The sequence below is a fragment of the Amycolatopsis thermalba genome, assembly GCF_023376025.1.
Lineage (GTDB): Bacteria > Actinomycetota > Actinomycetes > Mycobacteriales > Pseudonocardiaceae > Amycolatopsis_E > Amycolatopsis_E thermalba.
On sequence record NZ_CP091196.1, the window covers coordinates 6,533,473 to 6,548,348 of the forward strand.

Genomic DNA, 14,876 nt, shown 5'->3' on the forward strand with positions numbered 1-14,876 from the left:
GACCACCCAGCGGCCACCTGCCCGGGGTGAGCCGACAACGGTCCCCCGTCATCCCGGAGCCTGCCCGTCCGGCGAGGACATCTTTTGATCTTTGGTCTTGCTTTTGGGCAGGCGGAGAGCCCGCCCTACGGGCGGAAAGCGCCTCACGGCGCCGAACGGTCACCTTCCGACCACCCCCGCCCCCGATGCCTGATTGTGTTTCAGTCGCCGAGCAGGCGTGTCAAGGCGGGAAAGAGTACCTTGACACGCCTGCTCGGCGACCAAAGACAGGCTGTGGATCGGGGGCGGGGGAGGTCTGGTTGGGGTAGTCGGTGCTGTTGCGTTGCCGGCTTGCGGTTTGTTGGGCTGCCGCGCGGGCAGCTTTGGGCCGGGGCCAGTCGCGTTGCCGGCTTGCGGTTTGCAGGGCTGCCGCACGGGCAGCCACCGATCCCCTTCTAGACGAAAACCTTCCCCGGGTTCAGGATCCCCAGCGGGTCGAGCGCGCCCTTCACCGCCCGGTGCAGCTCCAGCACCTCGGGGCTCACCTCGCGCCGCAAGCCGCCGCGCTTCAGCAACCCGATTCCGTGCTCCCCCGTCACCGTGCCGCCCAGTTCGACCGCGTCCGCGATGATGTCCTCGAACGCCGCCTGTGCGCGTCGCCGTGCTGCGTCGTCGCCGATGGGGGTTATCAGTAGCGGGTGCAGGTTTCCGTCGCCGGCGTGGGCGATGTTCGCGATCAGCGTGTCGTGTTCGGTGGCTGCCTTCTCGATCCGTGCCAGCATCTCCGGCACCAGCGCTCGCGGCACGCAGACGTCCTCGGTGAGCACCGGGCCGAGCCGCTCCAGCGCGGGGTACGCCAGGCGCCGGGCGTCGAACAGGGCTTCGGCCTCCTGCTCATCCGTGGACAGCGCCGCCCAGCTCGCGCCGGCCTGCTCGAAGCACCGCAGGATCGTGCGGGCCTCCTCCTCGCCCGCGTGACCAGGGGTGTCGACGCGGCCCAGGAGCACCACGTTCGCCTCCGTGGACAGGCCCATGTTCTTCCACGCGTCGACCGCCTCCAGGCAGTGCCGGTCGACCAGCTCCAGCGCGGACGGGATCACCCCGGACGCGGACACCGCGCTGACCGCCTCACCCGCGGCGATCACCGAGTCGAAGTACCCGGCGATCGTGCGCTCGGGCTCGCGCCGCGGCCGCAGCCGCACGGTCACCTCGGTGATCACGCCGAGCGTGCCCTCGGAGCCGACCATCAGCCCGCACAGGTCGTACCCGGCGACGCCCTTCGCGGTGCGCCGGCCCAGGCGGACCACCTCGCCGCGCCCGGTGACGACCTCCAGCGCGAGCACGTAGTCCCGCGTCACGCCGTACTTCACGCAGCACAGCCCACCGGCGTTGGTGGCCACGTTCCCGCCGATCGTCGACCACGGCGCGCTCGCCGGGTCCGGCGGGTACCACAGCCCCTGCTCGGCGCAGATCGCCCGCAGGTCGTCGTTGATCACGCCCGGCTGCACGACCGCGAGCCGCTCGGCGGGGTCGATCTCCAGGACGGAATCCATCGCCTCGAACGAGATCACGATGCAGCCGTCGACGGCGTTCGCCCCGCCGGACAGGCCCGTCCCAGCCCCGCGGGGCACCACCGGGATCCCGTGCTCGCCCGCGAACCGCACGACGTCGCGCACCTCGCCGGTCCCGCGCGGCCGCACCACCGCGGCGGCTTGCCCGTACTCGGCCCACTCCGCGTGGTCCTGCAGGTAGGACTCGACCACGACCGGGTCGTCGACCACGTGCTCAGCAGGCACGACCCGCCGCAGAGCGGCCACCAATGTCGGGGAATCCATCACAACCTCCACCAGGGAGGCTACCGCTGTGACGACGGCCTCCGGACTCGTCGAGCCGCAGGTGAGACTCCCGCTACAGCAGGCGGCCGTCGCCGTCCCGGAGGTGCCCGGGAGCCACCAGGAACGCCTGGTACTCGTACTCCTCCTCGTAGAACACCACGAGACGGTCCTTGTCCGCGCCGATGGCCGTCCAGCCGTACCCCAGCACGGCGCCGATCTCGTCGGCCCACCGATCGTCGCGCGCGGCGCAGTAGAGCCACGGGAAGTCGTCGACGCCGGTGAGCACGTACACCCGGCCGTCCAGCCCGGCCCGGACGGCGAACTCCGACTGCCAGTCCCGGATCTCCCGGTCGTCCGCCGACTCCGGCAGCACCGAATCCGGTTCGGCGGTCGTCCGGCGGGTCTTGACGAACTCGTCCCGGAGCCACTGCGGGAAGTCCGACCACTGCGCGAACTCACCGGTGTCGAAAGCGGACAGACGGTCCTTCAGCTGCTCGGCCTTCTTCGCCTGCAGCAACCGCAGCCGCCGGTCCCGCGCGGACTCGGTCACGGCTCAGTCACCCGCCGGCCAGCTCGGAGCATGATCCCCATAGTAGTAGTGGTGCGGGCCGCCGACCCGGTCGTACTTCTCGCCGATCACCACCCCGTCGTGGCCCGCCTTCGGCTGGTAGGCGTGGAAGTGCGGGTGCGGCGCGCGCGGATCGTTGGTGTGCTCCGCGATCACCCGTGGCCCGTTCGGCGTCTCGTACTCGTAGTAGCGGCCGTGCGCGCCGGGCGCGGGGTCGTAGTGGTAGTTGCCCCTCCCCTGCAGGGCCGGGTTGTCGCCGACGGTCCACTGCCGGACGGGTGACGCGCTGTTGGGGATGCCGGCCCGGTCCCGCGCCGCGTTGAACGCTTCCCGCCGGTGGTCGAACCACCGGTTGTCGCCCTTGGGCAGTTCTTCCTTCTGGGCGTCGCAGTCGCGGCACGGCACGAGCCCCAGCGGGTCGAGCCACGTCATCGGGTTCGGCACGTACGCCTGCGGGTTCGGCCCCGCGACCAGGCCGAGCGGGTCCTGGCTCGCGTACCGCCCGAGTTCGGGCACGTAGTAGCGGTGGTAGTTGTAGTCCAGACCGCTCTCCGGGTCGTGGTACTGCCCGGGGAACCGCAGCGGCGTGTCCGCGACGCCGACCCCGGCGACCTGGCCCCAGACCGTCCGGCTCGCCCGCCAGGCCAGGTTGCCCGCGGGGTCGACCAGCTCCGTCGGGGTGCCGATCAGGTCGGTGACGATGCCGTAGAACTCGCGGTCGACCCAGGCCTGGTCGTGCCAGACCCGCTCGGTCTGGCTCACCGGCTGCAGCGTGTCCGGCAGCCAGTGCCACGACCTGGTCCGTCCCGCGGATTCGATCTGCTCCACCAGGACCGTGTCATCCCAGACGAAATCGGTCCGCTCGGCGACGGTGCGGCCGTCCGCGGCCAGGCGTTGCTTGCTGATGCGCCGCCCCAGCGCGTCGTAGGCGTACCGCCAGCGCGTCCCGTCGGGCGTGACGACACCGACCAGCCGGTCTTCGCCGTCCCAGCTGAAGTGCCAGTTGTCCGGTTTCGCGGACAACCGCTTCCGCTGCCGGAGCACCATGCGCCCCTGCCGGTCGTAGGCGTACCGGACGTTCCCCGCGGCGATCGTCAACGTGCCGCTGACCTGACGCGGCCCGCTCGCCTCGGGGTCGCCCGGGCTGTGCGCGGCCTGGAGGTTGCCGACGCGGTCGTAGTCGTAGTGCTCCGCCCAGCCCGCGCCGCGGACGCCGACGACCCGCCCGGCCGGGTCGAGGTCGAACTCGCGCAGCCCCCCGATCTGCTCCGCGACCGACACCAGCTGGTCGTCCGCGCGGTACCGGTAGGCGCGGTGCTGGATCCGCCGGACCGACGGAACCCCCGCCGACACCGCGGACAGCGTCTGCGTGAGCAGGCGGTTGCCCGCGTCCCACTCCTGCGCCAGGGAAACCCCGGTGTCGAGCAACCGTTCCACTTCCCGGCCCGCGGTGTCGTAGCGGAAGCTCAGGGTCCAGCCTGCGGCGCTCAGGACCGAGGGCCGGCCGCCCGCGTCGTAGCTCCACCGGCTCTCCGCGCCGGTCGGGGTGCGCTGGTACACCGGCCTGCCGAGCAGGTCGTAGCGGGACTCGACGGTGCGGCCGTTGATCGTTTCGGCCACCACCCGCCCGGCCGCGTCGCGCTGGAAGCGCACGTCGGCGTCGGCGTTAACGGCGCGCACCAGCCGCCCGGCCGCGTCGTAGGTGAACCGGGCCGGCGGCGCGTCCCCGGTCTGCCGCTCGACGAGGTTGCCCACGAGGTCGTGGCGGAACCGCGTGGTCTCGCCGGCGCCGTTCGTCCGCGACACCACCTGCCCCGCCGCGTCGTAGGTGTAGACCAGCGTCCGGCCGTTGAAGTCCGTCTCGCGGACGAGGTTGCCGACGGCGTCGTAGACGTACCGCCATTCCGAGCCCGCCGCGTTGCGCACGACGACCGGGCGCATCTTCTCGTCGTAGGTGTACTCCAGGCGGTTCCCGTCCGGGGTCGACACCACCGCGGGCAGGTCGAAATGGGTGCTGACGACGTGCGTCAGCTCGCCCGCGGCGCCCGCCTCGGCGGTCTGGTTGCCCTCGCCGTCGTACTGCCAGCGCTCGACCGTGCCGTCCGGACCGGTGCGCGACAGCAGCAGCCCTTCCACGCTCCAGGTGTAGGTGGTCGTGGCACCCGACGGGTCGGTCCGGGACCGGATCCGGCCGAACTGGTCACGCCCGAACAGGTTCACCGCGCCGTCCGGACCGGTCACGGCGATGGGCAGGCCCGCCTCGTTCGTGTCCACGCGGTACACGCCGCCCAGCGGGTCGACGATCGCCGCCAGGTGGTGGCGTTCGTCGTACCGGTACCGGGTCACCGCGCCCACCGGATCGGTGACCGCGACGAGGTTGCCGGCCTCGTCGTAGTCCCGCCGCGTCACGGCGCCCGTCAGCTCGACCGTGGCGACCAGCTGGTTGTCGCTGTCGTAGCTGAACAGCCGCTGGGTGCCGTCCGGGCGGGTCAGGGTGACCAGGTTGCCGGACTCGTCGTAGGTGTAGGACGTGGTGCGGCCGAGCGGGTCCGTCCGGGACAGCAGCCGGTCGTAGCGGTCCCATTCCGAGCGCGTGCTGCCGCCGAGCGCGTCGACCTCCTCGACGATCTGCCGCAGCTCGTTGAACCGGTAGGTCGTCTCGTGCCCGGCCGCGTCGGTCCAGACCGAGACGAGGGCGTCCTGGTCGATCCGCAGCGTCCCGGTGTGCGCCCCGCCGGAGCCCTCGGTCCGGACGCACCGGCCCAGGCCGTCGTAGTGGAAGCCGTACCACTCGCCGTTGCGGTCCACCCAACGGGTGAGGCGCCCCGCGCGGTCGTAGCTGAAGGTCAGCGGCCGGTTCGACGAGTTGGACACCTCGGTGAGACGGCCCTCGTCGTCGTAGGCGTACCGGAGCAGCGGCACGTCCGGCGCGCCGCCGGTGCCGCGGAGGGTCAGCGCCGTGATCCGGCCGCCTTCCGTGCTGATCGCGATCCGGTAGTTCCCGGAGTGCCGGAGCTCGCGGGGAGCGCCGTTCTCGTACTCGAAGTCCAGCCGTTGCCCGGTCCGGCCCTCGACCGAGCGCAGCGGCAGCAGACCGGCCGGCGCGCCCGCGACGGGCCCGAAGGTGTACCGCTCGCGGTTCTGCCGGTGGGTGACGACGTACTCGTCCCCGGTGCGGACCAGCGGCCAGCGGGCGCCTTCGACCGGGAACACGGGCTGACCGTCGCGCACCGGATGCGGGTAGACCAGGACGCGGCCGTCCTCGGTGACGAAGTAGATGCCGTCGTCCTCGACCTCGAGCCGCTGGTCGAAGGTCGAGGCCCAGGTCCGCCCGAACCAGCGGCCGAGCCGGTACGCCGAGGCGTGCCGCCGCCGCACGGTCAACGGCAGGACCGCCGGGAGGCCGACGTCGGTCTGCGGCAGGATCACCTCGCCGGTGAAGACGTTGATCGGGTCACCGTTCGTGCAGGTCGAGTCCTCGTCCTGGCCGGACCTGCGCGGGTCGTCGGCCGAGTCCCTGGCCGACGACGGACCGTCACCGCCGGCCCGGCTGCCGCCCGGGGTGCCGTCCGCGCCGTCGGGGCTGTTGGGAGCGTCCGGGCTGGTCGGGCCGTCCAGATCCGGCGTGTCGACCTTCCCACCACCGCCGGACGCAGCCGAAGGAGTGGTGCCATCACCGCCGCCGAGTTTGCGGCCGATCTTGCTCAGCTTCTGGATGATCTCATCCAGCTTGCCGATGACCCGGCTGATCCGCGGCGACACGTTCCCGACCGTCTTGACCAGCTTCCGGATGAAATCCGCAATCCGAGTCACCGCCGACGAAATCGCCGCCGTCGCCTGCGCCGCGATCAACGGCGTCGCAAACCCCAACGTGCACGCCGCCTCCAACGCCCACGTGATCAGCTTCCCCACCAGCTCGGCCACGATGTCGCGCACCATCTCGCGCACGAAACCCACCACCGTGCCCATGATCATCACACCGGTGGAGATCCCATCCGCCAACGCCGCCGCACCCGCCAGCGCCTCCGCCTGCACCGCCCCCGACCGGCGATAGGTATCCGCCCCCTGACCGGCCCACCCCGCCGTACCACCCTCGACCTCGTTCTTCAAATCCCCCGCGACCGCACCCACCTCGGCCGCCACATTCGCCCAGGTATCCGAAAACGACTGGATCACCGGCGGATCCCCCGCCAACCAGTCCAACGCCTCCTTCAACGGCCGCACGTGCTCGATCAACCACGCCACCCCGTACTGAGCCAGCGTCCCCAGCGGATCGATCACCATCGACAGAACCTCGAGACCAGTGCCCAACGCACCCAGCCCACCCTCGACCCACGACCCGTCCTTGATGCCGTTGGACAGGTCCTGCGCCGACTCCAGAATCCCGATACCGGTGACCGCCGTCGTCTGGGACTGCGCCTGCGCCACCAGCGGATTGCTCATGTCAGTGGTTCACCCAGCTGCTTGACCGTCTGCCGGGTGTCCTCGTCCTGGCCCTCGTACTTGGTGACCGCCGTGCGCACGTTGCCCGCCGTGCCGGTGACCGACTCCTTCGCCGTCTCCAGCGCCCGGATGCCCATCTGCTCGAACGGGTCGAGCATCATCGCGAACGGCTGGCAGATCACGCCGAACGCGCTGTTGTCCATGCTCACCTGGCGGGCCGCGTCGACAGCGGTCTGCAAGCGTTGTGCCAGCCCGTCGACCTTGCCGGCGTGCGTGCCGAGCTCGTCGGTGAGCACCTCGTAGCCGTTGGCGGCCCCGCGGGACGCCGAACCGCCCGCCCTCGCCGCGGCACCCCGCGCGAAGCTGCTGGTCATCGCTCCCCCTAGTCGCGTCGCAGGAAGGACTGGTCCCCGAAGTCGTCGTCACCGTCGTCGCGGCGGGGCCGCTGCGGCGGCGCCGGCCTGCGTGGCTGCCGCGGCGGCTCGTCGTCGGCCTCGGTCTCGATCCGCAGCTGGCGGCCCGGCGCGGGCGGCTCGGGGTCCTCCGCGGGTGGCTCCGGGAAGTTCTCCTCCGCGGTCCGCACGATGTGCTGCGCCGCGCTGTCCGACTCGCCCACGGTCCCGGCCACGATCTCCTGGATGACCTGCGGATACTTCGACTGGGCCTTCTGCATCGCCTTGAGCACGTTGGCCGCGATCTCGTCCGGGCTCATCGACCGGACCGCGTCGGTCATCCGCACCCCGGTGGGGATGCCGTTGTTACCGACGGTCACGCTGACCGCGCCGCCAGCCACCGATTCAGTGATCGAGATCTGTTCGACCTCGTGCTGCATCGCCTGGAAGCGCTGCGACCGCTCGACCGCGTTGCGCTCCCAGTCGCCGACCATGCGCTCGATGTCCGACAGATCCGCCACCTGACGACCCCTTTCCGCTCTTACTGGAGACGGTCCGGCGACCGTACCGGTTCCACACCGGCCCCGTACTCGATTCCGGCAGGTCCCTTACTCGTCCGGACGCACGCTGGACCGATCAAGTGAGGAATCCCAAACACCAGTCCCGGGACTTGGGCCACTTCGGTCACAACGGCGAACGCGAGGGGGTTAGCCTGGTAGGCGCATCAAGCGGACAACAAGATCGAGATATGGATAGAGGCGAGTCCCTGCCGTGTCCAGCAGCAGCCCTGCGTCACAGTTCGGCCCCAACGAATGGCTCGTCGAGGAGATGTACGACCAGTTCCTCGCCGACCCCTCTTCAGTAGACGCCGCATGGCACGAGTTCTTTTCGGACTTCAAGCCGACGCAGGCCACCGAGTCGAAGCCGGACGCCGCCCCCGCGCCCGTCCGTGAGCAGCCCGCCAAGCCGGGCAACGGCCAGGTCGACCAGGCTGCGACTGCCCCGGCCGCGCCCACCCAGCCGAAGCCCGCCGCGAAGCCGGCCGCCCAGCCCGCGAAGCCCGCCGCCGCCAAGCCGGCCGCCGCGGCGGCTGCGGCCTCCAAGCCGGCGGCGGCCGAGCCGGAGAGCAAGCAGCTGCGGGGCGCCGCCGCCGCGATCGCCAAGAACATGGACGCCTCGCTGGCCGTGCCGACCGCCACCAGCGTGCGCGCGGTCCCGGCCAAGCTGATGGCCGACAACCGCATCGTCATCAACAACCACCTCAAGCGCACCCGTGGCGGGAAGATCTCGTTCACGCATCTCATCGGCTACGCCATGGTGCGGGCGCTGCAGGACTTCCCGAACATGAACCGGCACTACGCGCTGGTCGACGGCAAGCCGCACGCCGTCACGCCGGAGCACGTCAACCTCGGCCTCGCCATCGACATGAAGGGCAAGGACGGCGGCCGCACGCTGGTCGTCGCCTCGATCAAGAACTGCGAGAACATGACGTTCCGCCAGTTCTGGCAGGCCTACGAGGACATCGTCAAGAAGGCCCGCAACAACAAGCTGACCGCGGACGACTTCGCCGGCACCACCATCTCGCTGACCAACCCGGGCGGCATCGGCACCAACCACTCGGTGCCGCGCCTGCAGGCCGGCCAGGGCGCGATCATCGGCGTCGGCGCCATGCAGTACCCCGCCCACTTCGAGGGCACCAGCGAGAAGACCCTGGTCGACCTGGGCATCAGCAAGATCATGACGCTGACCTCGACCTACGACCACCGCATCATCCAGGGCGCGGAGTCGGGCGAGTACCTCAAGCGCATCCACGAGCTGCTGCTCGGCGGGGACGGCTTCTACGACGACATCTTCACGTCGCTGCGGCTGCCCTACGAGCCGGTCCGCTGGGTCTCCGACATCCCCGAGGGCGAGATCGACAAGACCGCCCGGGTGCTGGAGCTGATCGACGCCTACCGGATGCGCGGCCACCTGATGGCCGACACCGACCCGCTGAACTACCGCCAGCGCCGCCACGAGGACCTGGACATCCTCTCGCACGGCCTGACGCTGTGGGACCTCGACCGCGAGTTCGCCGTGGGCGGGTTCGCCGGCCAGCAGAAGATGAAGCTGCGCGACGTCCTGGGCGTGCTGCGCGACTCCTACTGCCGGACCGTCGGCGTCGAGTACACCCACATCCTGGACCCGGAGGAGCGCCGCTGGATCCAGGACCGCGTGGAGGTCCCGCACGCCAAGCCGGACCCCAACGTCCAGAAGTACATCCTGTCGAAGCTGAACGCGGCCGAGGCGTTCGAGACGTTCCTGCAGACCAAGTACGTCGGCCAGAAGCGGTTCTCGCTGGAGGGCGGCGAGACGGTGATCCCGCTGCTGGACACCGTCCTGGACAAGGCCGCCGAGCACGAGCTGGACGAGGTCGTCATCGGCATGCCGCACCGCGGCCGCCTGAACGTGCTGGCCAACATCGTCGGCAAGCCGATCTCGCAGATCTTCCAGGAGTTCGAGGGCAACCTCGACCCGGGCCAGGCGCACGGCTCCGGTGACGTGAAGTACCACCTGGGCGCGGAGGGCAAGTACTTCCGCATGTTCGGCGACGGCGAGACCAGGGTGTCGCTGGCGTCCAACCCGTCCCACCTGGAGACGGTCGACCCGGTGCTCGAGGGCATCGTCCGCGCCAAGCAGGACATCCTCGACAAGGGCGACAGCGACACCGGCGGCTTCTCGGTGCTGCCCGTGCTGCTGCACGGTGACGCGGCCTTCGCCGGCCAGGGTGTCGTGGCGGAGACGCTGAACCTGGCGCTGCTGCGCGGCTACCGCACCGGCGGCACCGTGCACATCATCATCAACAACCAGGTCGGCTTCACCACCGCGCCGGAGCACGCCCGCTCCTCGCAGTACGCGACCGACGTGGCGAAGATGATCGGCGCCCCGATCTTCCACGTGAACGGGGACGACCCGGAGGCGGCGCACTGGGTGGGCAAGCTGGCCGTCGACTACCGCCAGGCGTTCAACAAGGACGTCGTCATCGACATGATCTGCTACCGCCGCCGCGGCCACAACGAGGGCGACGACCCGTCGATGACGCAGCCGGCGATGTACGACATCATCGACACCAAGCGCTCGGTGCGGAAGACCTACACCGAGTCGCTGATCGGCCGCGGGGACATCTCCGTCGAGGAGGCCGAGGCCGCGCTGCGGGACTTCTCGAGCCAGCTGGAGCACGTCTTCAACGAGGTCCGCGAGCTGGAGAAGCACCCGATCGCGCCGAGCCCCTCGGTCGAGGAGGAGCAGCAGGTGCCGGCGAAGGTGCCGACGGCGGTGCCGGCCGAGGTCATCGAGCGGATCGGCGACGCGTTCGTCAACGTGCCCGAGGGTTTCACCCCGCACCCGCGGGTCAAGCCGGTCATGGAGCGGCGGCACAAGATGTCCCGCGAGGGCGGTATCGACTGGGCCTTCGGCGAGCTGCTGGCGTTCGGTTCGCTGGCGATGGAGGGCCGCCTGGTGCGGCTGTCCGGTCAGGACTCCCGCCGCGGCACGTTCACCCAGCGCCACTCGGTGCTGATCGACCGCAAGACCGGCCGGGAGTACGCGCCGCTGCAGAACCTGGCCGACGAGCAGGGCCGGGTGATGATCTACGACTCGGCGCTGTCGGAGTACGCGGCCGTCGGTTTCGAGTACGGCTACTCGGTGGCCAACAGCGACGCGCTGGTGCTGTGGGAAGCGCAGTTCGGTGACTTCGTCAACGGCGCCCAGACGGTGATCGACGAGTACATCTCGTCCGGTGAGGCCAAGTGGGGCCAGCGGTCGGACGTCGTGCTGCTGCTGCCGCACGGCCACGAGGGCCAGGGCCCGGACCACACGTCGGGCCGCATCGAGCGGTTCCTGTCGCTGTGCGCCGAGGGCTCGATGACCGTCGCGGTGCCGTCCACCCCGGCGAACTACTTCCACCTGCTGCGCCGCCACGCGCTGGACGGCATCCAGCGCCCGCTGATCGTCTTCACCCCGAAGTCGATGCTGCGGAACAAGGCGGCGACGTCGGGCCTGGAGGACTTCACCGGCGACTCGAAGTTCATGTCGGTGATCGACGACGCGCAGGTCGAGCCCGGCAAGGTGCGAAAGGTGCTACTGACCTCGGGCAAGCTCTACTGGGAGCTGGTGGCCGAGCGAGCCAAGCGCGAGGCCGACGATGTCGCGATCGTGCGCATCGAGCAGTACTACCCGCTGCCGAAGAAGAAGCTGCTGGCGGCGCTGGAGCGCTACACCGGCGCCGAGGTCGTGTGGGTCCAGGAGGAGCCCGAGAACCAGGGCGCGTGGCCGTTCTTCGGCCTCCACCTGCCGCGCACGTTCCCGGACGTGCTCGGCAAGCTGGACGTGGTCTCGCGGCGGCCGATGGCTGCCCCGTCGGCCGGTTCGTCCAAGGTGCACGAGGTGGAGCAGAAGGCACTGATCGCAAAGGCGTTCAGCTGATCCAGCCAGGCAAGGCGCCCTCTCCGCGAAGCGGGGAGGGCGCCTTTTTCTTTTACCAACCACCAGAAAACGCAAGCCGGCAACGCAACAGAACCGACCAAGCCCCACACCTCCCCCGCCCCCGATCCCCAGCCCGCTTTTGGTCGCCGATCAGGCGTGTCAAGGTACTCTTTTGATGTGCTCCGAGGTCTCCGGACACGTCTTCCAAGTAGACTGGCGGAGGAGCCCGGAGGAGTGTTTCATGGCAAGGAGACCGAGAAAGTACTCGCCGGAATTGAAGGCTGAGGTCGTCAAAGCGGTACTCGAGGGCGGGCTGAGCTATACCGAAGCGGCGCGCGATTTTGATTTGGTCGCGCAGACGGTGCATAACTGGGTGACGGCCGAGAAAAAGAAGAGAGCTGAAGAGTCGCCGACCGCGACGCGGGGTCAGGTGGGCGAGCTGGAGCGGCGTATCCGCGAACTGGAGCAGGAGAACGCGTTCCTGAAAAAAGCGGCAGCCTTCTTCGCGAAAGAACAACGGTAGCCCAGCGCTACGCGTGTATTGCAGCGGAGAAGGCGCATTTCGATGTGGCCCTGATGTGTCGGCTGATGGGTGTGTCACGCTCGGGCTTCTACGACTGGGAGCGTCGCGCGGTCTCGGCGCAGGAACAGCGCCGGGGATTGTTGATCGAGCAGATTCGCGTGGTGTTCGCCGCTTCGAAGCGCACCTACGGCTATCGGCGCGTGCATGCCGAGCTGGTGCGCGGCGGCGTGCAGGTCGACGACGAGCTGGTGCGGCGGCTCATGCGCCAGGCGTGACTGTTTCCCGTGCAGGTCAAGCCGCGGCGCGGGCTGACCGTCGCCGACCGGGTTGCCGGCCCGATCCCTGACCTGGTCAGACGGAACTTCACCGCGTCGGCACCTGGGGAGAAACTGGTCGGCGATATCACGCAGCTCAACACCGGTGAAGGCGCACTCTTCCTGGCAACAGTGATCGACTGCTACTCGAAAAGCATCCTCGGATGGTCTGTGGATGAGCATTACGATGCGGAACTGGTGTGCACGGCGATGACGATGGCAGCGCACCGTATCCGACTGCCCGCTGGATCGATCTTCCACTCCGACCGCGGTAGCCAATATACCTCCTACAGTTTTGGGCGACTACTACGAGAAGAGAATGTTCGGCAATCAATGGGCCGCACCGGGATCTGTTTTGATAACGCTATGGCCGAGTCGTTCTTCGGGAAGTTGAAGACGGAGTGGATGCACCACCGGCATTTCGCGACCAAGAAGGAGGCTCGCCGCGAGATCATCCGCTTCATCGAAGGCTTCTACAACACACGCCGACTACATTCAGCGCTGGGATATCGACCACCGATCGAAGTGCTCGACGAATGGTTTACCAATCAGCAGGTTGCGTGATACGCTCCGCTTGAGCCGCGTCCGAGATTTTCGGAGCACATCACTTTCCCGCCTTGACACGCCTGCTCGGCGACCAAAACACACTCAAGGAGAGGGGGCGGGGGAGGTGGCACCCGAGGTGACCGTCCGGCGCCGTAGGCGCTCTCCGCCCGAGGGGCGTTGTCCGCCCGAAGGGCGGACTCTTCGCCTGCCCAACGTCACCTCTAAAGATCAAAAGATGTCCTCGCCGGACGGGCAGGCTCCGGGATGACGGGGAATGCAGTTCCCTCACCCCGGGCAGGTGGTCGCTGTGCGGTCATCCCGTCGCCTTCCGGTTTGTGCATATCACTTTGAGCCAGGCCCGCAAGGTTGGCGTATTCGGCCGCCGGTTGGCAGCGGAGGTTGCGGGCCTGGCTCAAAGTGATTGTTGCGGTGTCAGGCGACGGGATGACCACCCAGCTTCGTCGGGGTCAAAGATCAAGGGCACGGCGCTGGCGCGCCGCTTTTGCCCTTACGGGCCCGTGTAGAGCAGGACGTTCGGGCTGTTCGTGCCTGCGCTGGTCACCTTGCCCGTAGTTCCCGCTGTCACCAGTGCGTCGCGCACCTGCTGGGGGCTCGCCGAGGTGTGGGTGGCCAGGTAGAGCGCCGCGGCGCCCGCCACGTGCGGGGTTGCCATCGACGTGCCGCTGATCGTGTTCGTGGCGCTCGTGCTGCCGATCCAGGCCGACGTGATGCTGCTGCCGGGCGCGAAGATGTCCAGGCAGCTGCCGTAGTTCGAGTAGCTCGCCCGGGCGTCCGTGCTCGTCGTGGCGCCCACGGTGATCGCTGCCGCTACCCGCGACGGGGACGACGTGCAGGCGTTCGTGTTGCTGTTGCCCGCCGCGACGGCGTACGTCACGCCCGCCGCGATGGATGCCTTCACCGCGTTGTCCACCGCCGTCGACACCGGGCCGCCCAGGCTCATGTTCGCCACCGCGGGCTTCACCGCGTTCTGGGTGACCCACTCGATCCCGGCGATCACCTGGTCGTAGCTGCCCGAACCCTGGCAGTCGAGCACCCGCACCGCGGTCAGCTGCACCCCCTTCGCCACACCGTACGCCGAGCCACCGACAGTTCCGGCGACGTGCGTGCCGTGCCCGTTGCAGTCACTGGCGTTCGAGTCGTTGTCGACGAAGTCGTACCCGGACTTCGCGCGGCCACCGAAATCGCTGTGGGACAGGTTGATGCCGGTGTCGATGATGTAGGCGTGCACGTTCGACGCGGTCGTCGAGTAGTTGTACGCCCTGTTCAGCGGCAGGTTCCGCTGGTCTACGCGGTCCAGGCCCCACGACGGCGGGTTCGTCTGCGTGGCGGCGATCGTGACGCGCCGGTTCTGCTCCACGAACGCCACCGACGGATCGGCCGCCACCCGCTTGGCCTGCGACTCGCTCATCGTGGCCGAGTAGCCGTGCAGCGCGTGGGAGAACGTCTGCCGCACCGTGCCGCCGAGCTTGCCGGTCACCTGGCTGACCAGCGACGACACCGGTGACGAGGATTCCTTGAACACCACGATGTAGCTGTCGGGGATCGCGCCGGCCGCACCCGCGCCGACGATCGACCCCTCCTGGGCCGAAGCGGGAGCGGTGAACCCGACGGTCGCGACCGCCGCGGCCGCGAGCGCCACACCGAACGATCTGGCCTTGGCGAGCAGGGATTTGGACATGGATCCTCCTTGGCAGGGCCGGTGCGCCGGGCTGGGGATTCGCCCACCGCACCGCAAGGGGTGAGACTTTTTCACGGTAGGACCGCGTCACCGCCCCGCGGAAGGACTGGCAC

At 69.2% G+C, this 14,876-nt stretch carries 9 protein-coding genes and 1 pseudogene; 4 read left to right on the forward strand and 6 right to left on the reverse strand.

Translation table 11 applies throughout. From position 1 onward, the window contains the following. Positions 1-434 precede the first annotated feature (434 nt). The 5 genes from L1857_RS31680 to L1857_RS31700 form a co-directional block, all read right to left on the reverse strand. Entirely contained in the window at positions 435-1,814 is a 1,380-nt protein-coding gene (locus L1857_RS31680; RefSeq protein WP_116110735.1) for an FAD-binding oxidoreductase, read from the reverse strand. 73 nt (positions 1,815-1,887) lie between these two features. After that, positions 1,888-2,364 carry a hypothetical protein gene (locus L1857_RS31685; RefSeq protein WP_116110736.1) on the reverse strand — a complete coding sequence of 159 codons (477 nt, stop codon included), beginning with the start codon at positions 2,362-2,364 and terminating at the stop codon, positions 1,888-1,890. 3 nt (positions 2,365-2,367) lie between these two features. Further along, positions 2,368-6,825, reverse strand: a complete 4,458-nt coding sequence (locus L1857_RS31690; RefSeq protein ID WP_249467148.1) for a DUF6531 domain-containing protein — start codon at positions 6,823-6,825, stop codon at positions 2,368-2,370. Further along, positions 6,822-7,199: a type VII secretion target gene (locus L1857_RS31695; RefSeq protein ID WP_116115476.1), complete on the reverse strand. Its 378-nt coding sequence runs from the start codon at positions 7,197-7,199 to the stop codon at positions 6,822-6,824. Before L1857_RS31695 ends, L1857_RS31690 begins: the two co-directional genes overlap by 4 nt. Before the next feature lie 8 nt (positions 7,200-7,207). After that, on the reverse strand, positions 7,208-7,738 hold the full coding sequence (locus L1857_RS31700; protein ID WP_116115474.1) for a YbaB/EbfC family nucleoid-associated protein: 531 nt from the start codon (positions 7,736-7,738) through the stop codon (positions 7,208-7,210). A 250-nt stretch (positions 7,739-7,988) separates the two neighbouring features. Here L1857_RS31700 and L1857_RS31705 point away from each other — a divergent pair, with 250 nt between their 5' ends. From L1857_RS31705 to L1857_RS31720, 4 genes are all read left to right on the forward strand, one after another. Next, positions 7,989-11,681: a multifunctional oxoglutarate decarboxylase/oxoglutarate dehydrogenase thiamine pyrophosphate-binding subunit/dihydrolipoyllysine-residue succinyltransferase subunit gene (locus tag L1857_RS31705; protein ID WP_116115472.1), complete on the forward strand. Its 3,693-nt coding sequence runs from the start codon at positions 7,989-7,991 to the stop codon at positions 11,679-11,681. A gap of 241 nt (positions 11,682-11,922) precedes the next feature. Then, a complete protein-coding gene (locus L1857_RS31710; protein ID WP_249464266.1) occupies positions 11,923-12,204 on the forward strand; it encodes a transposase in 282 nt (93 codons plus the stop codon). Between the two features lie 65 nt (positions 12,205-12,269). Next, positions 12,270-12,479 carry an IS3 family transposase gene (locus tag L1857_RS31715; RefSeq protein WP_249467151.1) on the forward strand — a complete coding sequence of 70 codons (210 nt, stop codon included), beginning with the start codon at positions 12,270-12,272 and terminating at the stop codon, positions 12,477-12,479. A gap of 9 nt (positions 12,480-12,488) precedes the next feature. Further along, positions 12,489-13,082 (forward strand): IS3 family transposase, encoded by a 594-nt coding sequence (locus tag L1857_RS31720; protein WP_249467154.1) that lies wholly within the window; start codon positions 12,489-12,491, stop codon positions 13,080-13,082. A gap of 496 nt (positions 13,083-13,578) precedes the next feature. Here the strand turns inward: L1857_RS31720 and L1857_RS31725 are convergent. Further along, a pseudogene (locus L1857_RS31725) lies at positions 13,579-14,763 on the reverse strand (S8 family peptidase); the annotation flags it as partial. Between the last annotated feature and the right edge of the window lie 113 nt (positions 14,764-14,876).

Excerpts from the sequence above, each read along its gene's own strand:
- L1857_RS31695 (WP_116115476.1), bottom strand. The coding sequence starts at position 7,199 with ATGACCAGCAGCTTCGCGCGGGGTGCCGCGGCGAGGGCGGGCGGTTCG.
- L1857_RS31680 (WP_116110735.1), bottom strand. The coding sequence starts at position 1,814 with ATGGATTCCCCGACATTGGTGGCCGCTCTGCGGCGGGTCGTGCCTGCT.
- L1857_RS31690 (WP_249467148.1), bottom strand. The coding sequence starts at position 6,825 with ATGAGCAATCCGCTGGTGGCGCAGGCGCAGTCCCAGACGACGGCGGTC.
- L1857_RS31710 (WP_249464266.1), top strand. The coding sequence starts at position 11,923 with ATGGCAAGGAGACCGAGAAAGTACTCGCCGGAATTGAAGGCTGAGGTC.
- L1857_RS31715 (WP_249467151.1), top strand. The coding sequence starts at position 12,270 with ATGGGTGTGTCACGCTCGGGCTTCTACGACTGGGAGCGTCGCGCGGTC.